Origin of the sequence: Klebsiella sp. HMSC16A12, from assembly GCF_001808265.1 — a bacterium.
Lineage (GTDB): Bacteria > Pseudomonadota > Gammaproteobacteria > Enterobacterales > Enterobacteriaceae > Klebsiella > Klebsiella pneumoniae.
In genome coordinates this window covers 49,669-72,784 of record NZ_KV792545.1, presented here as the reverse complement: position 1 = coordinate 72,784, position 23,116 = coordinate 49,669, and the positions used below count along the sequence as shown (strand labels likewise).

Sequence of the window (23,116 nt, the reverse complement as noted above, 5' to 3'; positions counted from 1 at the left end):
TACCTGGACTCAAAATAGCAGCCTCGTATCATTCCTGATGCGTTGCTGAAATGGCAAGCACTGGATTTTTAAAAAGTGTAAGCAAAACGCGGCGCAAGTCTTGTGCCGCTTGCGTTGCAGCGACGGTGATGCGTATTTTGGGAGCAATCTGAAGCAGGGGAGAATCAGCATGTTCAGGCTGGAAGATCTGACCTTATTTGTCCGCGCCGCGGCGCTGGGCAGTTTTAGCGACGCGGCGCGCGAGGCCGGGCAGCAGCCGGCGCAGGTCAGCGCGGCAATTAAGCGTCTGGAGACGATCCTCAATATTCGCCTGTTTGCCCGTTCGACCCGCAGCCTGCGCCTGACGCCGGAGGGGGAGACCTGGCTGCCCTACGCCACCCAGATGCTCGATACCCTCGAGGCCGGTCTGCAGAAGATCCAGACCCCGGATGATGAAGTTCGCGGCATGTTGCAGATTGCCGTGCCGTCGGACCTCGGGCGTAACCTGCTCCTGACCCTGTTCCGCGATTTCCGCCAACGCCACCCGGCGCTGCGCCTGCGGCTGCTCTTTTCCGATCAGCTGACCGACGTGTTTAAAGATCCGGTGGACGTTGCGTTTCGCTATGGCAATAACGACGATGCCTCGTTTATCTCGCTGCCGGTGGCGCCGGAAAATCGTCGGGTGCTGGTGGCCTCGCCTGAGTGGATCGCCCGCCATGGCGAACCGCAGACCCTCGAGGAACTCAGCCAGCACAATGCGTTGATCTACATTTTGCGCGGCCGTCCGTTCGACCGCTGGTCGCTGAGCCTCGACGGCGTGGTTCAGCAGCAGAAGGTTTCCGGCACGGTGATGAGCGACGACGCCGAGGTGATCCGTCGGCTGGCGATCGCCGGGGAGGGCATTGCCTATAAATCGATGCTCGACGTCAGCGACGATCTGCGGGCGGGGCGCCTGCGGCGCCTGCTGCCGCGTTATCAGGGGGATGTAGTGCCGTTGAATCTGATTTGTCCGCACCGCAAACAGCTCTCTGCCGCGGTGCGTTTGTTATATGAAGAGGTGAAATCACATTGTGAAGGGCTTAATGCCTGACTAAGGTCGCGAAGTAATACACCAGCGGGACGGCCAATACCCACAGGCCAATCGGGATCTCCCGCCACTTACCGGCGATAGCCTTGATCACAATGTAAAACAGCAGCCCGCCGGCAATCCCGGTGCCAAAGCTGTTGGCGATAAGGGTGATCATCACCATCATCAGCACCGGCAGCCCGTCGGTGAAGTTGGCAAGATCCACTTTGCGCAGGCCGCTGAACATGTTCAGGCCAATCAGGATCAGCGCCGGGGCGGTGGCTTCTTTCGGGATCATCAACGCCACCGGCGTGAACAGCAGCATCAGCAGGAACATTACCGCCGCTGACAGCGCGGTGAGGCCGGTTTTGCCGCCCGCTTCCGCTGCCGCCGAAGATTCAATCAGCGCCGTAGCCGCCGGAATGCCCACCCACGGGCCGAGCGCGGCGGCAATCGAATCGACCATGAACGGGCGATTAATCTGCGGCATGTTGCCTTCTTCATCCAGCAGACCCGCCTCGCCGCCCACCGCCAGCGTTGTCCCCATGGTGGAGAAAAACTCAGATGCGAAAAAGACGAACAGGAACGGCAGGAAGGCGATGTTTAACGCCCCCAGCAGGTCAACCTGTCCCAGCACCGGCGCCAGCGAGTGGGGGGCATCGATAAAATGCGTCGGCAGTTTAGTCACGCCGAACGGGATACCCACCAGCGTGGCGCACAAAATAGCCCACAAAATGGCGCCCGGTACCTTACGCGCCTGCAGGGCTATCGCCAGGAACAGGCCGCACAGCGCCACCAGCGCGCCGGGGGCGAGAAAGTCGCCGAGCATCAGGGCGTTGGTTTTCGCATTGGCCAGCACCAGCCCGGCATTGCGAAAACCGAGGACGGCGACAAACAGGCCGATGGAGGCCGTCAATCCCAGCTTGATCGACTGCGGCACCGAGCGGGTGACCACTTCGCGCAGGCCAAAGCGGGTCAGCAGGAAGAAGAGGATCCCCGACCAGCAGGCAATTCCGAGGCCAGTCTGCCAGCCAATCCCTTCGCTACCGGCCAGCGTCACCCCCACCAGCACCGAGCCGCCAATGCCCGGGCCGACGATAAACGGCAGGTTGGCATAAAACGCCATCAGCAGCGAGCCGACGACGAAGACCAGAATGGTGCCGGTGGTGGCGGCGCCTTTATCCATCCCACCGATCGCCAGCAGCCCCGGGATAACCACCAGTAAATAGGCGGCGGCGAGAAAGCCGGTGATCCCGGCCAGGCATTCGGTGCGTAGCGTGCCGCCGCGCGAGCGCAGCGCAAAGCGGCGCTCCAGCCAGTTAGCGCGGGCGGAAGAGTGAAGTGTGTTATCGGCCATGCTCAGGCTCCCTGAGGATTATTGTTGTGATCGGTTGGCTCCGGGATCTCCCGGCAGGCTATCAACGGGTCGACTATCTGGCGGCTGCCGCCGTCGGTCAGACCCAAATCGGTTAAATGCGGCCCGGCGTTACAGGCAAGGCAGGTGCCTTCAATGGCTTTGAAGACCCGGTACGGCGGCTCCCAGTCGGCGACTTGGCTGCTCAGATCGCGCAGCTCGCGGAACTGACGCGCCAGTTCCGCGGCCGGGAGATCCGACAGCATGCCGGCAATCGGCATCGCCACATGGGCAAGGATCTCGCCCTGTTGCGCCAGCGCCATCCCGCCGCCGGAGGCGATAAGCTGGTTGGCCGCCAGCGCCATATCATTAGCGTCGCGCCCGAGCACCACCAGATTATGCGAGTCGTGGGAGTAGCTGGTGGCGATGGCGCCGCGCAGCTCACCCCAGCCTTCAAGCAGGGCGATTTGCGGCGTCGCCTGATGGCGGCCGTGGCGGTGCTTGACCCAGATCAGACTGAAGCCGGCGGGCAGCTGGACTTTCCCGTCACGAACCTGCACTTCCACTTCGCCCCACTGAGTGAAGCGCGCGCCGCGGATATGGCGCAGGCGGGCGATGCCGTGACGAATGCCCTGGACGCGCAGAATAAAGTCATCGGCGCGGAGGGGGGCGATCTGCAAAGTATCGCGCGGCGGCGTGACGCCCGCGGCGGGCGCGATCGGTGTCAGCAGGTTGCCCGCGCGGGCCAGCAGCTTACCGCCTACGTAGACTTCGCGGGCCACCAGTTTCTCCAGGGAATCAAACACCAGCAGATCGGCGCGCCGCCCGGCGGCAATCAGCCCGAGATCGTGGCGCTGCAGGCGAATAGCGGCGTTGAGGGTGGCGAATCGCAGCGCATCGACCGCCGGTAAACCGTGCTCGATCAGCAGATTAAGCAGGGCGATGATGCCGCCTTTCTCCAGTAGTATATCCGGCGGCACGTCATCGGTGCAGACGGTGATCTGCGAGGAGAGGTGCGGCAGCGTTTTTAACGCCGCGACGATATCCGGCAGCAGATAGGGGTGCGAGCCGCGGATCTCGATCGTCAGCCCGGCGCGCAGTTTTTCCAGCGCGTCGTCCGCCGAGGTCAGTTCGTGATCGGAGGTGACGCCGGCGGCGAGGTAGGCCTGCAGGTCAGCGCCGCTCAGGCCGCGGGCGTGGCCTTCAATCAGTTTGCCGCTGTTGAGACCGGCCTGGACAATCTCCTGCATCCGCTCGCTACCGTGCAGCACGCCGTGCATATCCATCACCTCCGCCACGCCGCGCACTTCCGGCCAGCCGAGCATGGTCTCCATCTCCGCGCCGGCAAAATCGGCGCCGGACATTTCGAGACCCGGCGTGGAGGGGACGCTGGACGGGGCGGCGACCATCACCTGCAGCGGCAGATGGCGGCTGGCGTCCACCGCATAGCGCACGCCAGCGACGCCGAGGACGTTGGCCAGCTCATGCGGATCCCAGAACACCGCGGTGGTGCCCTGGGTGAGGACGATTTCCGCATAGCGCTCCGGTGGCAGGTGCGAGCTTTCGAGGTGCACGTGGGTGTCCATCAGGCCGGGGGACAGGTAGCCACCGGCCAGGGAACGCACTTCATGGGCGTCTTCGCGACTGCCGCGCGGGTGGACGCTGGCGATCATCTCGCCGACGATACCGACGTCAGCGGGGCGAATTTCGCCCGTGGCCATATCGACGATCTGCGCATCGATCAGCAGCAGATCAAACGGGGATTCACCGCGCGCGGCCTGCACGGCGCGACGGCGGACTTGAGCATTGCTGGACATAACCACTCCGGCACAAGGATAATGCGGATACTCTAGGGGCACAGCAAACGTTTGCCCAGATGAATAAATTTATCACCCGATAAGCTCGGGTTATTGTGCAGGACCACCGTAGCGAACCCGATGATGAACGAACCCTGGCAGCGGCTGCCCGCGCTCTCTCTTAAACAGCTTCAGTATTTTGTCACCCTGGCCCAGCTGCGCCATTTTACCGATACCGCCAGTCGGCTGGCGATTAGCCAGCCGGCGCTGAGCAGCGCCCTGCGGCAGATTGAAACGGTACTCGGCGGTAAGCTGGTCAACCGTACCGCTGCGACGGTCACTCTGACTGAACTGGGGGCGGCGATTTTACCCCACGCCCAGCGGATCCTCAGCGTGGCGCAGGCGGCCTTTTCCGATATGCAGCAGATTGTCGAGGCGGGTGGCGACGGGACGGTGCGTATCGGTCTGGTGCCGTCGGTCAGTTCGCTGCTGTTTCCGCTGCTGCCGCAGACCCTGGCTGAGGCCTTTCCGCGTCTGCGCATTGAATTTCACGATCAGACCAACGATGCGCTTATCCAGGCGCTGCAGCGCGGCGAGATTGATTTCGGCATCGGGGCGATCGACAGCTCACTGCCCGCAGAACTGCTGGTCTATCCGCTGCGCGAAGATCCCTTCGTGGCGGTGCTGCACCGCGACGATCCGCTGGCCGCGCAGGCACATCTGCCGTGGAAACAGCTGGTGGGGCGGGATATTGCTGTGTTCTCGAAGGGCAATATCCAGCGGCTGGTGGCGGCATTAGTGGAGAGCCATCGCCTGACGCTGACCACCCGCTACCAGGTGGACTATATCGAAACCCTGTATGGTCTGGTGCGCTCGCGCTTAGCGGTGGCGATTCTGCCGGCGCTGTACACCACCCATCTGCAGGACCCGGCGCTCAGGGTCGCCCAGCTGCAGCAGCCGGTGCTCGCCCGCACAGTGGCCCTGATGCGCGGCCCGCAGGCGCTGCCCCCGCTTATTGAAGACTGTTTTTCTCTGCTGCAGGCCGCCTTGCGCTAGGGCAGGTGCTTGATCAGCACGTCTACGGTTAAGTGGTTGATGTACTCCAGCGAGTGTGAGGAGAGGACGCCCAGCAACCGGTTATGGTGCCCGGCAATAATTAAATCGATCTGCCGCTGCCGAACGCAGGTTTCCACGTCTTCAAACCGGCGGGTGGTCACCAGCGAGAGGGTATCCACCGGCAGGGAGACGGTGCAGGCCAGCTCGTTGAGCAGGGCTTTGGCCTGGATCACCTCCTGCGAGACCCGATCGTCGCGCAGGCTGTCGGAAACATAGTTCAGCGCCCGGTAATCGGTGCTGATGTGGGCGATGGTGATGCGCATGCCGTTCTCTTCTGCCATTCTGGCGGCATGCTGGAGCAGCGGGACGCCGTCCTGACTGCTGTTAATCAGTACCAGCGCATGGTGATAAACGGCCATGGCGTATATCCTCGGTAGGCTAAATAGCGCATGATGTCATTATTTTCCGCCCGCCAGCAGCGGAATGCAATCCCGCCCGGTCGCCTGAAGAGCATGATGGCCGCGAAGGTGTCGTATCCAGGGCTAAAGGCTTGTTGTATGAACCGGTGAGTTGCGGTAAATTCCACAACGCTTAACAATTTCACTATTTTGACTCGGGGTGCCCTTCTTCGTTGAAGGCTGAGAAATACCCGTACCACCTGATCTGGATAATGCCAGCGTAGGGGGTTAATTTTTTATATAATTCATTGCGTTACATAAGCTTCTGTTCATTTTCCTGTATGAACTGTAACAGAGGCAGTGTTGATTTTGCTTACCAAACGTATCCGCTATACCTTCCTTCGGGACTCTATCTACTACATTCAGTTTTGCCTTCCAGATGGGAAAATGTTTAGGCGCTCTCTGAACACTGATAGCCATCGTGAGGCCAGCGTTTTGATGATAGCTTTAATGCCTTTTATCCTTCAGGTTAAGAATCGCCAGTTAACTCCAGAAGCTCTCTGTCTCCAGCTTAACGCGCTTAACACTAATCGAATGCTTGAAAGGGCAGCTAGAGCTTTCCCGCTCTCTATGCCGCTCTCCCTTCCTCCAGAGAAGCAGATAGAGCATAAGAAGGGGCTGCATTTAGGAGAAGCTTGGGCGCAATACAAACATGAGCGGGGGAAGGGTTGGACTGCTGCTATCCACTCTGCAAATGAGCGCTATATGGAAGTGTTATTAACCATACTTGGAGATGATAGGGATGTAGCTACCATCACAAAGAGGGACATAAAGCAGGTGATGGAGGTGGTAGAAGGCCTCCCTAAGCGAGTCATACAGCCTTACAGGTCTATGAATATAAAACAGCTCATTGCGTGTGATGTGCCGGAGGAACACCTGATAGGGACGGAGGCGATTCACAAGCATTTAAAAATTTATAAATCTTTGTTTAAAACATTTTTGGTGGAAGAAAAGGACGTACTTACAGCATCCCCTACAGATGGTGTCATAGCTCCGCCGTCTAGCGCTCGCTATGGGGCTTATACAAATAGTGAGATGAAGAGCTTTGTCAGTTATGCAATCGAAGAGGCCAAGCCTGAATGGCTCAAATGGATTATCCTGCTTCTTGCGTATACAGGAGCAAGAAGGGGGGAGATTGCCACCCTCACTAAATCACAAGTGAGATATGACGATGATAGTAATCGTCACTATCTACTCATTACGGACGGAAAAACTGAGAACGCAGCGAGGGAGGTTCCTCTCCATAACCATCTTATTGATTTAGGTTTTCTGGATTTTGCTGCAAGCAAGAAGACGGAGCTTTTCAGTGAAGTAGCGGGAACCAATATGGCTAAGATTGGTAAGGTGATGTCAGATATCAGGGAAGAGCTTAACATCCCATACAGAGACATCCACAACCAGCGGAGGATAGTGCATAGCTTTAGACATAGCGTTGTTACAGCGGCCACTGGATGGATGAATGACATCACTCACTTGCAGCAAGTAGTAGGGCATGAGAAGACGGGGACAGGCATAACGCGCAGGTATATCCACACCTTCCCACTGTCCGTTGTATGTCATATCATTGATGGACTTAACTGGCGGTAAACGTTACATAACTAACACAGCAAAAAGGCAGGCTATTTATGGTTAAGCCGTTCTCTCAAAGATATGGGCATGTTGAAGTAGAGGATGTTTTTCAGTTGTATGGCTTAAATGACCAAACTAGAAAGGCGATTTGGAATTGCTTATATTTGGAAGTTTTCGGAAACAGTCTTTTGAGTTTGATCGCGCCAATATGCTCAAAGAAAATATGGATTCATTATTTTAACAACCCTGCAGATCACGTTCCTAATTATAGCACCGATACGATGAGACAAGATTCTCAGCTAACCATTATAAAACGTTATATATACGGAGAACAGTGGTATAAAGTATTTGATTTGATTGAGTCTATTTTCTTGTATGTTTCAGAGCACCGTAATTGTGATTTAGCTGACCCCCTTAATGATACCTTTGGAAAATATGGCGTTGCCTACAGGGTAATCGATGGATTAATTACGCCTATATCAGATGAAGTGGAAATTGAAAGTATTGAGGGAGCGTTGGCTAATAACACGGAATCCGCTAGAAATCATTTCACAAGAGCGCTAGAGTTAATGGCAGATAGAGAGCAGCCTGATTATAGAAACTCAATCAAAGAATCTATCTCTGCCATAGAATCATTGTGCAAGAAGATCTCTGGTAATGAGAAAGGGACTCTTGGGGATTGCCTTAAAACTATTGAGGATAAAGGACATATTCATCCAGCAATGAAACGAGCATTCCAACAGCTATATGGGTATACAAGTGACCAGGGGGGAATACGTCACGCGTTAACAGATGATAGTGAGGAGCCCACATTAGAAGAAGCTCGTTATATGCTGGTGATATGTAGCGCCTTTAGTAATTATCTTGTGTCTAAAATGGCTGATTAAATAATATTGCGGGGTGCTATTATACCTCGCATTTTTAATGCGGCAGCAGTGATATTTGGGACGGAGTCCCTTCATTACCAGCAGGGATAATTTTTCTACAGAAAATAGCCCATGTAGTTATACCACTGTCTCCAAAAGACTCGTCCCTTCCGGGACAGGAGACATACCCGCTGTTGCAAGAGCAGCTATGCTGCCTTGCGTTCTGTTGAACAACGACATGCTCAGCCTACGGCTGTGCTTGTTAACCATCTATTGTATTAATGAAGAATGGCTGTCTATTGCCGCACCTGAAGGTGCACACACTGTCACTGTCTACCATCTCCATAAACAGGTGACAATACGTCACGGAGATGTACATACAATCGTGCACGCCAGTGCGTATATAGAATGCCATGCAATAGTATATAAATTAATGAGATGGAACAGGAAGGAAGGGTGTGAATGAGGTGTGATGTATGAGTGGAGTGAGGGAGTAGGGGTGTTGCACTTTTTAAGTGCTGACTAACATAGAAATGCTATCATCAAAGGGCATTCGCTACGCTCACACGCAGCAGAGCTGCATAAAGTCAAAGGATACGCATGGAAAGCTCATTCACAAGCAGGAGCTTGCTCATGCCCTTCCCGACAAGACAAGGACACTTGTTGTCCTCTGTCCATCTACGCTGGCTTGTCCAGCCATCTCAGGAGGATTTATACTACTACTGGCGAAATAGATTTGTTCCAGTGTCTTTTTACGGTAGCTATCCCCAGCCCCAACATATCACTTGCAGCTTGCTGCGTCATACCATCAGCCTTAGCTTTCTGTACCATCGCAGTAGTATCAACCGCTTCAGGTCTCCCCAGCTTCTTCCCCTCAGCCCTAGCTCTGGCTATACCATCCTTAGTACGTTCAGCTATACGGCTTCTCTCAAACTCAGCAAAGACAGCAAACATCTGCATCATCATTCTGCCTTCAGCACTGGCGAGGTCTTTTGCTGGTAAGTCCAGACTAACTACAGTGATGCCACGCTCCATCAGTAATTTAATGGTAGCCTGTACATCCATATTATCTCTGCCTAGCCTGTCAATCTTCAGCACTACAAGCGTGTCCCCCGGCCCCATGTGACTAATCATCTCAGCAAACACAGGACGCTCTACAGCACACACAGAGCCGCTCACCTGCTCTTCATACACATGGGTGGGCTTATAGCCTGAACGTTCAATAGCAAGCTTCTGGTTAGCTGTAGATAGGTCACTGCGTGATACACGGCAATAGGCGAAGATGTTCATGTTCATTCCTCATTAGGCAGTGAAGACAGCATGGCATGGTATCAACAAACGTGCAATATGTGATACCCAATTAAATATGTTGACAAGCCTGGTTGAGTGGGTGATAATTATGGGTTGGTTGAAGGGGGTTTGGAATAATTTAGGAGGGGAGCTGTGGAAGGCTTACAAGGGGGTGTACCGGGGGTGACTTCTATGCATAACACACCTTCCAGATTTCTAATAAAAATTACAGCGTAGCTGGAAATACAAGCTACTTGTTTTATTCTGACGTAGGCAGAAAACCAAGCCTACTTGAGTATTACCACTACCCTGAAACAAAAAGACCCCATACACAGCGTATGCCATGTACAGGGCCGGTTGTTACGTCAATGATATGGTGAGGATGTTCCCGCTCTCATCACGCTCTGTAACACACAGAGAGCAACGCTCCAGCTTGTCTATGACATTAGACCAGCCAGAGGAATGAAGGCCCCATAGAGCCTTAGAGCGTTGATTGGAATAGTCTACATATTCAAGTTTAAGTAGCTTCAGATAGGCTTTAAGCAGGTTGCCATCCTTAGCCACCCCAGCCTTTGCCGCAGCCTCATTGAGAACGCGTACAGCTTCAAGGCTTGTCATCATCTTGTTTCTCCTTCAATGCGTCCGCTACAGCTTCAGCAATAGCTTGCTTGTGCGCCTTCTCCTTGTTTGCCTGATTCCATTTCATAAAGAATTTAATAACAGGGATGAGGCCAAGAGTGACAATGGCACTAACGGTTTCAATGGATAGTCTCATTTAGCGCCCATTAACAGAGGAGGTGTCCTGAGCTTTCGTGCCAAACATCTCCGGCTCACTCATTTTGAAATATTTAGAATAATCAGAAGAGCCATCAAGGTGAGCACGCATCATGACATTCTTGTTAATGAGAGGGGCTAGCTGACGCTGCAATTCCCCGGCCTTAGCCCGTACACCTGCGTTGTTCTCAAATCCTTTAGCTGGCTTAAACTCAATAGTTTTGCCAGTCCATACATAACGGATAGTGTCTCCAGCAGGTTTAGTGTTAGGAGTCGGGACGAATGCTGCACCAATCTGCGTACCAGTCTGAGGCACCCCCACAACACTTTTCCCCTGTTCCCATGCATTCTGAATAGCAGGAACCAGCTTATCCGAATAGTTGGAGGCGATAGCGTTACGCATATTTCTCAGGTTATCTGCGTCTATATGCCCGCCCATCTTCTGATAATCAAGGAAAGCAGGGTTGGCAAGGAAGTTAACCAGATTGTTATAACCTTTAGGGTCGTCAGTAGTCCCAGAGAATGCAGCCCCACCTTTCATAAGCTGATTAACATGCACCTGTAATTCCTCAAAGGTGCCTTTAGGGTCGGCAATGGCAGGGTTTTTATTCTTCAGGTTATTGATGTTATCAACCAACCCGCCAGTGTATGCCTTCGTTCCAGCCTTCTCATCCGGATCAGTGGATACAGGGTTGGCTGGAGTGGCGTTAGGGTTCATATTCTTGCGTAAGAACTCAGCCATATAGCCCCCGGCCTCTCCCAGAATCTGAGGATTAGTGATGCCGCCCAGATACTTAGAGGAAGCAATGACGGAGGCCATCTTAGGGTCTGACAGGTAAGGCAGTTCAGCCTGTGCCTGTAATGAGTTATTGCGGCTCTTCAGCGTATCCTCAGTGATTTTGCCTGACAGAAACTCCATGCGGTTATCAATCGATTTGAAGATGGGGGAGGAAATGTCATCAACATAGCTGCCACCTGCTGCACCACGAATCTTCTGTGTCTGCGCCATGATGGCATCTTTAAGGCTGTTAGCCTGCACCATAGCCTGCTCATTCGTAATCTTACCAGCGCTCAGGTCTGCCTGAATCTTATCAAGCTGCGTCTGAGTATGCTGCATTACGTTAGCGCTAAAGTCTGCTGTAGCCTGACGTGCATACATCTGGTTCTTCCTAATCTGCAACTCAGCAGCAGCATTAGCACGCTGTACACGGGAAGCTGCAATGCTCTCTGCCTGAGCCTGAATACTCATTTTCTGCTTCTGAATGTCCAGTTGCTGGCTATAAAATTTCATTTCCCCAATTTGCTGTTGACGTTGGCGATAGAGATTAAGCCCATTCTCCTGCTGCTCTGGTGTCATCCCCTCAGTAATAAAGCCTTCAGCGGTAGCTGATTTAGTATCTGTAACAATCTGCTGGTCTACTGCTGTACCTTTAGCCAGCGTATCACCTAAGCCCTCAGTGGTTGTTACGTCTTTAGTGAAGCCTGTAAGTTTCTCAGTGAGATGGGGGTTGTTAGCAATAGCTGAGTTATATAGAGCACGTTGGCGGCGTTGAGCCTCCGCATGTGACATAGAACCTTGAGCTACAGCAGCGTCTAAAGCTGTGAGCTTCTGACCGTAGTTGCTAATCACTCCAGCATCTTTAGCGGCCTGAGCTTTCTTAGCCCCTTCTGCGTATCCTTGAGCCACAGCTGTAAAGAGATTCCCTACAGAATTTAGGGCTCCGCTGCCTACAGCAGAGGTAATAGCGCTGGGAGCTGGAGCTACGGCCTGTTGTGGGGAGACGCCACCACTAACATTGCCGCCAGTATCTGAAGTGTCAAATAAACCTGTCATAATAATATTCCTCTCAATAATTAATGTAAGTTGTAATCAGAATCAATAAGGGTGCCATCGATAGCGGCTTTCAGTGAATGCTCAATATAGGTGAGCTGTTCACTCAAGCTGCGGATATCTTCCAGTGCCTCAGCGTCCCGCTGCACAATGGCCTTCATGGACGCACCAGACAAGATAATGAAATTAGATTCCACAATCTTTAAAGCCGCTTCAGGCGTAATATCGAGAGGGAAAGGAATCAAATTGTAGCTCATAAATGTATGTTCTCTTTATTATTGTAGTTAAAACACAGTCTCATCTGAGACATATTCCACTTCTTCCATCAATGTTTCTTCCATGCAATAATGACACTTGAGGCGTCTACGGCCTGTGTCAATGCGGTCTTCCTCCCCCCATTCGTTCTTTACATACTTCCAGACAACATGTTTGTGCTTAGCGTCCAGCAGGGTTATGGTGGCGCAATGGGGGCATTTCCAGTTTTTAAGCCTTTCTCTCACTTCAGCGTGACGCTTTGCATCAACACTTTCTAATCCAAAATCAATCAGATCTTTCAGGATGTAGGCTGCTGTAAAAGTGCCTTCCATCTTCTTGATTACTTCTTCAGGGAAGCCTTTAATCTGAATGCGCTTAGCGATGTAATAAACATTCATGCGTTTCTCAATCACCACCCCCTTATATGCGTAAATGGCATAGCCATTACGTGTAGAATATTCAGGGGTAGTTTCCATATATCGGCTGCGCTTCTCTGAAGGCTTCTTTCTGTTTGGTACACGCTGCTTCTTCAATGCCGGAGGTGCAAATAACATGTTCTACCTTTTTAATATTAGGGCGTCCTTGCCCTTGTTATTATTACTTGTCTTTAGCCTCAGACGGCGCTTTATACGCCATATCAGCCCAAGCCCTGTAATTGGCTCGCTGCTCATCAGTGATGTTTGGAACGGTGTCCAGCCAATGATGCACATCTTCCATCGTGGCCCAGCGAGAAGCTTCCATGATTTGTTTCAGAAGGCGGTCATCACTATTTGACACTTGCTCCCGGAGAGCGTCCATATACCATTCAGCGCCTTGTGGGTCGTCTTTGAATAGTGACATGGCTAGCTGTCCCATCTTAACTTGATAGGCCAGTTCGTCCCCTTCAGTGGTGCCAATGAGCATTCTGGAGTTTTGATTGAAGATCTCTAGGACATCCTCTTTACGGGCCTTATATTTACCCGCCATATCCTCAATTACTTTCCAGTTAGCTTTGCCCTCCTGCCCACCAAAGCCCATCAGCATAGCTAGTGCCTCTGGAGTGGATACATCATCACGGAGCACACGACCATTAGCCGCATACTCTTTCCGATACTTGAGGGCCAGCATCGCCTTGTAGCCATTGGACGTACCAGAGGAAAGGTTAATTACGTCTTTCCAGAGGCGCCCCCAAAGCTGCGGGCGTAACTCATCAGCAACATCGCCATAGCCCACCATATTACCCATAGTCTTAACTAGGTTAGTGATACGGGGGTTATTGCCAAAGACAATAGAGCCAGCAGGGCTTTCAGTTACCAGCTTAGTAAATCCACCTGAGCCCACCTTCTGTAAGAACTCAACCACGCCATACGCGTTGACGGGGTTTAATCCGCTTACATCAATGTTAGTAGGCTTGTCAGTGAAGGCACTAATAATGCCGTTAACTGAGGCGCTGAGAAGTCCATCTACCACAACGTCCCTAGCAAACTTGTCTTTCGGAAGCTCATCAGAGAACATGTTGTAAATATCTTCTGTCCCAATGCCGAACATAATAGCTGTGGTGGATGCCATCGCTAAACGGTTCTTCAGAGGGATTGCTTTATTAGTCAGTACAAGCTGCGCTATTTTGACAGGTACTTGCAAGTATTGCGTAAATACAGAGGCACTGTTCTGGTTCATGGCGAGTGAGCCTGATTTCCCAAAGTTACCAGTGAAGTTACGGGCCATGTGAATTACATCGTCTAGCTGTCCTTTGGTAAGAACTTTTCCAGCTTTAGCCGCATCATGATAATGCGCCATGAAGGAGGAAGCCTGAACCATGTATTCACCAGCATCAAAGCCAATCTTACGTGACGTGTTAACAATTGCTCTCCCTGCGGTGACAGGGGCTTTTGCTACTTTACCCAATAGGCTGCTACGTGCTGCATTCATAGAGCGGATGGAACTGTCAGCAGTGGAATCAATGATTCCCCGTGCTAAGTCGTGCTTACCTACACCTTTTGTAATGCCGCTCTCATCCATGCTTTTCATCATCTTGTCCCAATAATACTTATCTCTGCCGAACGTCTTCAGCACAGCTTCTGGGACATTGCCCCCCATAAGGTTATGAGTGATAAGCAGGAGGTTATCTCCTATGAGATGTGGGATGTACGCTGGGAAACGTCCGGCTAACATCGCTATCTGTGAAGTCTGCAATACAAGCTGACGCAACGGGGATAGAGCAATCATCAGAGTAAACGGAACCATTTTGATTTTGTTGGTCACTGAGGCTTCTGAGAATTCACGGGCGAACCGCTCCATCTTACCAAAGCCACGAGTACCAGCCATATCGGCTACGCTGTTTGCAATTGCTTTATATCCATCATCTATCAGATTGGTATAGCCATTCTCCATAGCGCGGATGTATTCAAACATTGCCCTTGCATCTGCCGCCTCTTTGCTGGTGCCCTTGATCTCATCAACACGGGTGGGATAGTCAGGGCGTCCTTGGCGGACAGGCATTACATCTTTGTAGGTAGCCATGAGGCGCTGCTTCGAAGTTTCCAGCCAGTCACGATAGGAGACACGAGAACTAATAGCGTTGATACTATTCATCATCGATTCCCCCGGAGACTCAATGTGTACAGCATCAAGTTCCATGTTACTGCCTGTAGCATCCTCTAAGCGCTTCCCGCGAATACGTTGAGCTGACAAGCCACCTGCGGTGTGTAGCTGTGTATTCGCTGCCTCATATTCCTCCCCTTTGAGGTCGTTACGGCGACGATATTCCCCCGGTGAGGTTGAGTTATATCGGGCCAAGGCCTTTTCAGCGGAGGGGATATCAGGGGCTGTTGCTACAGCTTTCCACACTTCATTCCCGTGGCTGTCTCGGAGTGGGGTTCCCATCTCGTCAACTAGCTTACGCTCAATGAAGTGAGGGTCTTTATAGCGTACAGCGTAATATCCATGACGGTATGCCATAATAGGTTCACCAGCACTCAGGGAGCGAATGTAACCAGCTTCAGCGCTGTTATGGTTGATTACATACTGTACCTTGAGGCCGTCTACATCCATCACATCAGCCGTCTCAGCGATGCTTTTGTTTCCTGCATACATCTCATCAAGCTCTGCTCTGGACAAGGTGCGCACTTCATCCTTCACAGGGTCATAAGCACGGATGCCGTCTGACACTTGATTGCGAGATACAGGGCGGGCAACAACATCAAAACCCGTTTCCTTATAAGTTAGTTTGCCATATCCACGATTCTTGTAGCTTTTAACTAAATCAGCGTTGGTAACTTCCCACAGCGTATCCTGAGTTTTACGGAAGCTCAGGAAGCCAGCAATCTCCTGAGCACTCCAGCCCTCAGCCTTCAGCGTAGTTTCAGACAGAGCTTGTCCTTTCAGGTTGGCCTCTTTAATGCGGCGCTCCATAGCAAAGTGACGGTCAGCCGGAACTTTCTTCATGGTGTCAACAAAAGGCTTAGCTGTTTTCATTAGCTTAGCGGATACAGCATCTCCAGCCACATCACCAATTACAGCCCCCTTGAGAAACTCAGGGGAGAACATGGAGGCCGGGTCAACAATCTGTGAGGTGAGGGAACCATTTCCTGTTTTACCATTGGCAAACTCAAAGCGGTTCATGAAGTTGAATACGGAGCTAACTCCAAACTTTTCAAACTGTGAAGCCTGAATGTCAGCGGAGGTGTATTCATAACGATGATTAATCTGGAGGAGGTAATCACCTTTAATCTGGGCGTTGTTACCAGCCAGCAGGGAAGCCTGAGCTTCTTTACTGATTGGCACATACTCTTCACCCTGACGCATCAGAATGGAGATTTCATTTTCATCTACACCATACTTGCGTAAAGCGTATTGAGCCTGATTGACAGCATCACCTACACTAGACCAGCCACTATCTGTAGGCCCATACACAGCCTTAATGCTCAGACCTCCATCAACACTTTCCGCAATAGAACTCATTTCTTTACGGGAGGCCATGCCTGTAGCATTGAAGAAATCATTGGACACGTTAGCAGCTAAAGCCTGTTTCTCACGTTGAGATATGTGAGGGGAGGCAGTGTTAGTCACCATGTTAACAATATCAGGGTCTGCAATGTTGGCATTGTCTGAGGCAATCTCAGGGCGATGCACTTTACTCTGCACCCCACCAGTGACACTCCCCGGCTGTGGGGCTAAATCCCCAGCAATAGCATCGGTACGGCTTGTACCATACAGAGCCTCAGCAACATCTCCTGTTTCATCAGCTTCTGTTAGAGCGTGAAGCTCACGAGCTTTAGCGGGGTTGGCATCCTTAATGGTCTGAGATGGTGACACGGGCTGAATGTCTGAAGCAATGGTGCGGCGCTCCCAGCTACGTGCTGTAGCCTCTGCCAGCCCTTCCGCTGTATCCAGCCCCTTAAGAGCCGTAGCCCCCTCAGCGGCAGCCTTGAAGGTGCCCTTAATCAAGGAGCCAATGCCAACAATGTCCAGCAGACCCATGACGTTATCAACATATTTATCAGAGACGGTGTAGGAACCATTCTCGATTACCTGCTGAAGCCCTTCGTAGTTTGTCTGGTCAATGGAATCAGGCAGGAGGGCTGTCTTACCTTCCCCGTTAATCTTATCTGCCAGTCCCTGCAATGCAGCCTGACGCTGGTCAATAGGCAAGGAGTTAAACTTCTCAGCCATATCAGCCCGAGAGCTGCCAGGGAGAATAAAGGCTTTAAGGGCATTCCACCCACCGCCATTAACAGCCCGCTCTACCCCCGCCTGTTTAGCACCAGCCACCAGAGGGAGGAAGCTTTCACCAACATCTACCGCATTGGCAAGGCCGCTCTCTTTAGCCTTAGTTGCGTTGTATACTTTCTGCTTCTCACGCTGGTAGGCCATAGCCTCACCAACACCCTGAGCGTACAGCTCACGTAAATCAGCAGATTCAGCTGTGGAGTTAGGAACTGGCTGTGTAGCTTCTTTAGTTGCCAGCATAGTGCGAGGATTATACATGGCATTGCTGCGGTCATTCACAGCCTGAATGGCGTTTGCCTTCCATTCATCAGAGATAGCAGGGTTAGCCAGATATTGAGCTGTAGTGCGCTGCATAGCGGCTTGCTCATTGGAGGTGACGGCTTCCGTAATATCCTGCATGGTGGGGCTGTTGCCATGATTCACCAGTTCAGCGTTAACAGCCTGATAGGTTGCCATCTGCTGTACAGGGTCATTTGAATTGAGGAGGGCTACAGTAGCGGCCTGATTACGATTTGAGGGAATGTTAGTGGCAGGAGGCGGAGCCATTCCAACACTATCGCTATCCTGAAAATCTTCAACCTGATACCCTTCATCATCGCTGAATGAATCGATATTTAAATTATTGTCTGCCATGTTAATTATCGCTCCATTGTTGGGGGAAGGGTGGGGTAGGGAAATTTGTTTTCAGGATAATTGACCAGATAGCGGGTGGCTTCTTTCTTGCCCTTGTCATCTTCAAACAGGGACACTCTACGCTTAATGAGGCCAAAGGCTTCCAGCCATTTAAAGATTGCTGCGGCTTCTTCTATTTCATCCAGCCCTGTGCGTTTGCACACTGAATAATAGGAAACTCTCACATCACCATAGCGATTAGCCAGTGAGGCCATATACGCAAATACAATACGATGTTGCGGAGGGAAGGGGATGGTGTTTCCCTCATATTCAAATGCAGGAATGCCCAGAATGCTCCAGATACGAAACTGAGGCTTGCAGCCTTCAAATAAATCAGACATGTATAATTTCTCTTTTGTTATTATTATTTTAAACCGTTCAGCATGTAATACAGCGCCATCACCTGAGCCTTACTGGCTGACCAAAGCTCAGGGAAATAGATAAGAAGGGCCATTATTATTTACCTTCCCGCAATGATTTAAAGAAATCAATACCAGTGTTAACGCTCTGTAAAGGAGAAGCGTTCTCTGTTTTACCAACGTGCTTCCCTCGAATCATATCCATCTGTTCACGTTTAGACAGATTGTCAGTGGATTGCATACCTTCCAGCGGGTCGAAGAATCGTTTCGCTTCCTCTTGCTTACGAGCATGAGAGAAAAACTCTTTAGCTTTATTTAAATCAAAGCCACCATATGTATTGCGTAGTGTTATGGTGGTGGAGACAGCCTGTCGTTCTTCAGCTTGTCTCTGTGCATCAGCAGCAACCATGTTAGCGGCTTCAGTCGAGGAGTAACCAGCTTCTAACAGCTTCTGCATCATTTCTGCTACGGGATATGCCATAATTATTTTCCTTTTCTTTTTGATATGTCTTTAAACGCTTCCAGCAGCTCTGAGAGCGTGTCTAATTCTGCTGCTGTAAAATGTATGTCATCAGCTACAGCGTTCAATGGAGAGCAATAGCGGCGCTCATAGAGCGTAATATCAATGCCAGTGAGGAATAATGTCTCACTAATTGTCTGGCAATGCTTGCTGTCCATCAGGGGATATTTAATTGAGAGGGAGTGAGCAATGCCAAATGGGGAATGTTTAGCTGCTTCTTCTTCATTTAGTAGTTTAATGCTATGTTCTGTATAATTCATCTGGAGCCTTTTATTAAGTATGTTATCCGATTTATCGTCTTAAGGGGGAAGTCCTCTCAGAATGCGATACAGGAGCTTCTAGGGGGTATTCTGAGGGGGAGGTTAGTCTGCATATTCAAATGGCATGAATTCATTATATGCGTATTGGGTATGATAGCTTTTCTTGTGCTCAGGCAGGCTCTGTCTATTGGGACATTGCCTTGCTGCTCTTGAGCGAGCATCATCTGGATTGTTAGGAGAGCGCTTAGCATTGACGCCTGAGTAATCAACTCTGGAAGCGAGGAGGTGTTCTACATCAGCAGTGAGTTTTACCAGTTCATTCATTATCAAAGGCTCCTGTGTGTTCTAAATATCTTTTGAGAAGGCTGAGGATGATTTCATTTGGGCTTTTATCTATCTGCTTGCAATGTTCTTTCAGAGGCTCACGCATTGCCGGGGGCACTCTTATTTGTAAGCGCTTCAGTGATGCATCAGTATTCATTCCCCCCTCCTGTATTATTGATTGCCAGTGGTTAGCTCCAGAACAGAAAGCAAATAGCGAACGCTCTGCTTATTAAAGGGCTTGCCTTGTGGAGTGAAAATACCACGGGCGTTAAGAACATTTGACAGGGCCTGATAGCCATAGCCAAAGGTGAGTAGTTCTTCCACAACAGGGCGTACAGCCTGCTGATATTTCTCAGAGGAAGCTTGACGCGATTTAGTTAAGTGTTCGGAAGTGGGGCGGGTGTAAGTGAAGGTCATAGTATAAATCCTATAAGAAATTTCCCTATAGCGCTGACAGAAAGGATGTATGCGATGATCTTCCAGTCAAGCCAGGCTAAGGTGATTAAGTCGTAAATGAATTGAACATATTTATTTTTTATCTTCATATTAAAGGAATCAAAGGTGTATTGGAGAAGGTGGGGAAGAGGAAGTCAGAAGGGCGACTACTCCGAATGGCAGTACGGTAGTAATCTATATTTCCTCTCCCCCGTGTAGAAACAGCCGGATGTGCTCAGGCGACCAAACCCTTGCACACCCATCACCGGGCAGAGCTATCTGCGGCTAGGCTGCTGTTATTCTGTTAAGGCCACAGGGTGCCTATGATGAAACATGTTGTTGCAATCAAGAAGATGAGCGGCTCCATTATTTAGCCTCCCCTTCCACTTTATCAGCGTGCTCTTTACGCCAGCGGCGGATGTTACTCTCTAATGAATTGAGGGACGCATCAACAAACATACAAGTGAATGGGCCATACACTCTGTTCCCGATAAACAAAACATCTTTGTCGAGGCTCATCTCTTTCTCATTAGCCTTCCATTCAGCATACCCAATCAATTGAGGAAGCGTATCGCAGAAGGTAGAGAAGTTGAGCCACAGAGGATGAACTGTGCAATCTTTGTAGGAGGCATACTTAGGGTGATTCCCATATACCCGCCGAATCATATTAGACCATGCAGAGTATTCACGAGTAACCTTTCCGTTAATGCGTGTAGGATGATTCCCTTCTCCGATACAACCAACTCCCATAAAGGTGGGCTTCATCTTATCCTCTACTTTACCCGCTTTAATGGATGAAGCTTTAACTACCTTGAGAGAGCCAGTATTAAGAAATTCAACAGTGATGTGTTTAGCATTCTTGTATTCAACAATACGAATGTCACCACAGTTGTTGGTTGGGATAATGTCGCCTACAGAGATTGAACGAGGGATGTAAGACATATTGATTTCCTTTTATTGTTATTTGTATTAGGAAGAAATGTTATTTGGTCAGTTTGTAATGCTGCATCAGGAAGCGGACAATCAGGGCTTGCACGCTGGTGCTACTTTCTTGCGCTTCTTTAACCATTGCGGTAAAGAGCGACTGTGGAAGTTTTAAATGCATGTTGATTCCTTACGCGTTATGGAAGAAAGTTCCTTCAGGGCGGAGGGTGTATACCAGTTCATCATTGTGATTGATATACATATCAAACAGGCGATTGATGAAAGCCCATTTAATATCAGCAATCAAATGTTCTCGGGAGATATCCAAGTGAGCCATAAGCTCAGACATTGGGACGCTCCCGGAAGGAGCACGCAGCACTTTCATAAGGGGGATGATCTTCATCTTTTCTTTTTCCTTATTATTGATGATAGTATTAATTAATATTGCCTAATGTATGGGTCATACGGAAACTCAGCATTCATCTCAGCTTCAATCTGTTTTAATGTTGGAGCGGAGAACTTCTTCATCAGTTTATCCTGTGCATCAGATACTGCTTTAACATACTTATCCGCTTCTATGAGCTTCCCTTCAATAGCAAGTTTACGAATTATCTCTTTATCCCCTTTAGTAAATGGAGCTGGAGAAATTACACAAGAGGGCACGCATCCATACTTTTCATAATCCTTAGCATCCTGAGCGAAATCAAATGATGTACGCTGAGAGAAGTTACCGCGTTCAATATGATATGACAGGCTGTTAATGACGCTTTCACATTTACGCAAGATGTAGCGGCAATAGCTGATACCCGGAGCAGCATCACCTTTAAGCTCACGCTTAGCAGTGAACAGACTTTGGATGCTTTCTACTGACAGAGTTTCTAAGTGGGCAAGAACAAAAAGGAGCTGATTACGTGGAACCGTTGTGTTGTCTCCTCCCTCATTCAAGCGTAACGCCCCTGTCACTACATCATCAATGACTGACGGTAGAATGGCTACTGATTTAATTTCGCCAGTAGTAGTTCTAACATCTTTACGCTCAAGGTTTTGGAAGAGGGAGCAATACTTGTTGACAAGTACTTTAGGCTTACGCCCTTTACCCTTTTTAATTTCGCCAGTAGTAGTATAAGTCCCTTTCAAAGGGAGGCCAGTTAAAGCCTCTGTCACAGCTGGTGACACATCGTAACCTTCTGGTAGACAGTAATCTAAAGGGTTAATAATCTCGCCTGTAAGAGAGTTTACAAAAACATCTTCACACTTAACAATCATTAATGATGTACCTTTTGTTATTATAATTATATTAGGCCATGCCTGTTTACAGTGACTAAGGACAATATGTCCTCCTATTATATTAATTAAATCATTATTAAATAATAAAGAGATAACAGAATGCCTGCGGCGCAGACGCGGGAAGCTATTCAGCAACTAGGGTTGCTTCATAAGCTTCCAAGAGATAGAAGATTAATGTGCTCGATAGAGCGTATAATTGAGTCTTACATGTTTCTTACTTTTTTCACACCCCCATACTATATAACCACTCTTAAACATGAGTTTGTGCAAAACCATTTTTAATTTATTTTTCATCTGTATGTTTTATAAGGAAATTTATTTTCACTTAAAAGGGGAGTGCAGCTATGCTGCGTCTATAGGAGGTATGCAGTTAGGAGGGTGAATGGAGAAGGCCAAGGGCAACGCAGGGGCAAGCCCCTGCACCCCCATACGCAACAATCTATCCTCATGGCTAGGGCCATTCGTCTATCTTGAGCAAAAGCATCCATCTTTTCTGCGTAATATGTATTATGTGTGCAGCTATGCTGCGTCTATAGGAGGGGAGTTAACAGGAGGATCTGTAATCAATTCAATGATAAAAATAAGAAAAGGTATTCCTTATTATCCTAAAATCGCCCATAGGCTTTCTGAGAGCGTTTTGGGGGATGTTTTGAGTACGCTACAGATATACAGGAACTAGCTAGAATCGTTGCTATACCTTTCACGTAAACAAGACCTGTCTCGAAGGTCAATCGGGGAATCCAGTCCCGCATATTGTGCTCCTGATAAAAATATCAGGCTGCGTTATCTAATCGAGCATTGTAATTATGGCGGGAACGTTGGCACATTCCGGCTTTCTAGGGGCATGCATTCTGTAATAGCGCGTCATACTAACCCCCATGATAACCATGTTACACAGAAAAACACATCACGCGTCTAGCATATTTAGCATTTCTCTGGACATCTAATTAGCTGGGTGAGCCTTCCGACTATGCAATCCCTGTCATGCAGATTATTTAACCGTCTTTAAAAGCCCTATGAAACCAATTTAGGACTTCTGCGTATATAAGATCATTTTTTATATCTATCTTCAAGCCCTTTTATCACATACAACTGAGCTGTAGAAAATGTGAGATCAAAATCAATGAGTTACGAATTGTAAATTAATTGCGTTAGGTGTCACATATGCTGTGATAAAAGTGAGATAAAACTGTGATAATGCGTATCCCGCCAGACGAGGTAGAAGCAATGACCCTGCGGGAGGCTTGTGCTAACAAGCCACTTGCCTTAAGCTGGCAGAATTACAGAAGTTTATTGTAACAATGACTCGGGGTGCCCTTCTTCGTTGAAGGCTG

24 protein-coding genes and 1 riboswitch are annotated in these 23,116 nt (G+C 49.8%); of the genes, 4 read left to right on the top strand and 20 right to left on the bottom strand.

Going from position 1 to position 23,116, the window contains the following annotated elements:
• The first annotated feature begins 169 nt into the window (after nucleotides 1-169).
• A complete protein-coding gene (locus HMPREF3140_RS05040; RefSeq protein WP_004149074.1) occupies nucleotides 170-1,069 on the top strand; it encodes a LysR family transcriptional regulator in 900 nt (299 codons plus the stop codon).
• Here HMPREF3140_RS05040 and HMPREF3140_RS05035 read toward each other — a convergent pair.
• On the bottom strand, nucleotides 1,059-2,402 hold the full coding sequence (locus HMPREF3140_RS05035) for an NCS2 family permease (RefSeq protein ID WP_002912743.1): 1,344 nt from the start codon (nucleotides 2,400-2,402) through the stop codon (nucleotides 1,059-1,061). The genes HMPREF3140_RS05040 and HMPREF3140_RS05035 overlap by 11 nt on opposite strands.
• Before the next feature lie 2 nt (nucleotides 2,403-2,404).
• Nucleotides 2,405-4,216 carry an adenine deaminase gene (locus HMPREF3140_RS05030; protein ID WP_032411956.1) on the bottom strand — a complete coding sequence of 604 codons (1,812 nt, stop codon included), beginning with the start codon at nucleotides 4,214-4,216 and terminating at the stop codon, nucleotides 2,405-2,407.
• A gap of 120 nt (nucleotides 4,217-4,336) precedes the next feature.
• Between HMPREF3140_RS05030 and HMPREF3140_RS05025 the strand changes: the two genes are divergently transcribed.
• Nucleotides 4,337-5,251 carry a LysR family transcriptional regulator gene (locus HMPREF3140_RS05025; protein ID WP_032411953.1) on the top strand — a complete coding sequence of 305 codons (915 nt, stop codon included), beginning with the start codon at nucleotides 4,337-4,339 and terminating at the stop codon, nucleotides 5,249-5,251.
• On the opposite strand, the gene HMPREF3140_RS05020 is transcribed toward HMPREF3140_RS05025, so the two are convergent.
• Nucleotides 5,248-5,670, bottom strand: coding sequence for a universal stress protein (locus HMPREF3140_RS05020; protein WP_004189084.1), 423 nt, complete (start codon nucleotides 5,668-5,670; stop codon nucleotides 5,248-5,250). The two genes, HMPREF3140_RS05025 and HMPREF3140_RS05020, sit on opposite strands and share 4 nt — an antisense overlap.
• A 185-nt stretch (nucleotides 5,671-5,855) precedes the next feature.
• Nucleotides 5,856-5,952: riboswitch (TPP riboswitch) on the top strand.
• A gap of 195 nt (nucleotides 5,953-6,147) precedes the next feature.
• Here HMPREF3140_RS05020 and HMPREF3140_RS05010 point away from each other — a divergent pair.
• On the top strand, nucleotides 6,148-7,296 hold the full coding sequence (locus tag HMPREF3140_RS05010) for a tyrosine-type recombinase/integrase (RefSeq protein WP_370671842.1): 1,149 nt from the start codon (nucleotides 6,148-6,150) through the stop codon (nucleotides 7,294-7,296).
• A gap of 38 nt (nucleotides 7,297-7,334) precedes the next feature.
• Complete coding sequence (locus HMPREF3140_RS05005) at nucleotides 7,335-8,165, top strand: AbiJ-NTD4 domain-containing protein (protein WP_070552867.1); 831 nt, start codon at nucleotides 7,335-7,337, stop codon at nucleotides 8,163-8,165.
• Between the two features lie 690 nt (nucleotides 8,166-8,855).
• Here HMPREF3140_RS05005 and HMPREF3140_RS05000 read toward each other — a convergent pair.
• The 17 genes from HMPREF3140_RS05000 to HMPREF3140_RS04950 form a co-directional block, all read right to left on the bottom strand.
• Nucleotides 8,856-9,434: a recombinase family protein gene (locus HMPREF3140_RS05000; RefSeq protein WP_060578829.1), complete on the bottom strand. Its 579-nt coding sequence runs from the start codon at nucleotides 9,432-9,434 to the stop codon at nucleotides 8,856-8,858.
• Between the two features lie 360 nt (nucleotides 9,435-9,794).
• Nucleotides 9,795-10,055 (bottom strand): hypothetical protein, encoded by a 261-nt coding sequence (locus HMPREF3140_RS04995; protein ID WP_065807862.1) that lies wholly within the window; start codon nucleotides 10,053-10,055, stop codon nucleotides 9,795-9,797.
• A complete protein-coding gene (locus HMPREF3140_RS28625) occupies nucleotides 10,039-10,209 on the bottom strand; it encodes a hypothetical protein (RefSeq protein WP_153459229.1) in 171 nt (56 codons plus the stop codon). The genes HMPREF3140_RS04995 and HMPREF3140_RS28625 overlap by 17 nt, the downstream gene beginning before the upstream one ends.
• Complete coding sequence (locus HMPREF3140_RS04990) at nucleotides 10,210-12,042, bottom strand: hypothetical protein (RefSeq protein ID WP_070552866.1); 1,833 nt, start codon at nucleotides 12,040-12,042, stop codon at nucleotides 10,210-10,212.
• Nucleotides 12,043-12,062: 20 nt separating this feature from the next.
• Nucleotides 12,063-12,296, bottom strand: a complete 234-nt coding sequence (locus HMPREF3140_RS28160) for a hypothetical protein (protein ID WP_130941734.1) — start codon at nucleotides 12,294-12,296, stop codon at nucleotides 12,063-12,065.
• A 27-nt stretch (nucleotides 12,297-12,323) separates the two neighbouring features.
• Nucleotides 12,324-12,848, bottom strand: a complete 525-nt coding sequence (locus HMPREF3140_RS04985) for a hypothetical protein (protein ID WP_065807865.1) — start codon at nucleotides 12,846-12,848, stop codon at nucleotides 12,324-12,326.
• A 43-nt stretch (nucleotides 12,849-12,891) separates the two neighbouring features.
• The gene (locus HMPREF3140_RS04980) at nucleotides 12,892-17,634 is read right to left on the bottom strand and encodes a hypothetical protein (RefSeq protein ID WP_070552865.1); all 4,743 of its coding nucleotides are present in this window, start codon (nucleotides 17,632-17,634) and stop codon (nucleotides 12,892-12,894) included.
• Between the two features lie 5 nt (nucleotides 17,635-17,639).
• Nucleotides 17,640-18,014 carry a hypothetical protein gene (locus HMPREF3140_RS04975; RefSeq protein ID WP_029496995.1) on the bottom strand — a complete coding sequence of 125 codons (375 nt, stop codon included), beginning with the start codon at nucleotides 18,012-18,014 and terminating at the stop codon, nucleotides 17,640-17,642.
• 115 nt (nucleotides 18,015-18,129) lie between these two features.
• Nucleotides 18,130-18,513 carry a hypothetical protein gene (locus HMPREF3140_RS04970; protein ID WP_070552864.1) on the bottom strand — a complete coding sequence of 128 codons (384 nt, stop codon included), beginning with the start codon at nucleotides 18,511-18,513 and terminating at the stop codon, nucleotides 18,130-18,132.
• A 2-nt stretch (nucleotides 18,514-18,515) separates the two neighbouring features.
• On the bottom strand, nucleotides 18,516-18,812 hold the full coding sequence (locus HMPREF3140_RS04965; protein ID WP_029496997.1) for a hypothetical protein: 297 nt from the start codon (nucleotides 18,810-18,812) through the stop codon (nucleotides 18,516-18,518).
• Nucleotides 18,813-18,914: 102 nt separating this feature from the next.
• The gene (locus HMPREF3140_RS28155; RefSeq protein ID WP_129773528.1) at nucleotides 18,915-19,136 is read right to left on the bottom strand and encodes a hypothetical protein; all 222 of its coding nucleotides are present in this window, start codon (nucleotides 19,134-19,136) and stop codon (nucleotides 18,915-18,917) included.
• Nucleotides 19,129-19,293, bottom strand: a complete 165-nt coding sequence (locus tag HMPREF3140_RS28620; protein WP_023341982.1) for a hypothetical protein — start codon at nucleotides 19,291-19,293, stop codon at nucleotides 19,129-19,131. The genes HMPREF3140_RS28155 and HMPREF3140_RS28620 overlap by 8 nt, the downstream gene beginning before the upstream one ends.
• A 14-nt stretch (nucleotides 19,294-19,307) precedes the next feature.
• The gene (locus tag HMPREF3140_RS28150; protein ID WP_114260927.1) at nucleotides 19,308-19,553 is read right to left on the bottom strand and encodes a recombinase family protein; all 246 of its coding nucleotides are present in this window, start codon (nucleotides 19,551-19,553) and stop codon (nucleotides 19,308-19,310) included.
• A gap of 384 nt (nucleotides 19,554-19,937) precedes the next feature.
• Nucleotides 19,938-20,513, bottom strand: a complete 576-nt coding sequence (locus tag HMPREF3140_RS04960) for a hypothetical protein (protein ID WP_048979357.1) — start codon at nucleotides 20,511-20,513, stop codon at nucleotides 19,938-19,940.
• Nucleotides 20,514-20,553: 40 nt separating this feature from the next.
• Nucleotides 20,554-20,676: a hypothetical protein gene (locus HMPREF3140_RS29480; RefSeq protein ID WP_254903171.1), complete on the bottom strand. Its 123-nt coding sequence runs from the start codon at nucleotides 20,674-20,676 to the stop codon at nucleotides 20,554-20,556.
• Nucleotides 20,677-20,685: 9 nt separating this feature from the next.
• The gene (locus tag HMPREF3140_RS28145) at nucleotides 20,686-20,898 is read right to left on the bottom strand and encodes a hypothetical protein (protein WP_130941730.1); all 213 of its coding nucleotides are present in this window, start codon (nucleotides 20,896-20,898) and stop codon (nucleotides 20,686-20,688) included.
• A gap of 35 nt (nucleotides 20,899-20,933) precedes the next feature.
• Nucleotides 20,934-21,917 (bottom strand): hypothetical protein, encoded by a 984-nt coding sequence (locus tag HMPREF3140_RS04950; protein WP_227502523.1) that lies wholly within the window; start codon nucleotides 21,915-21,917, stop codon nucleotides 20,934-20,936.
• Nucleotides 21,918-23,116: the final 1,199 nt, after the last annotated feature.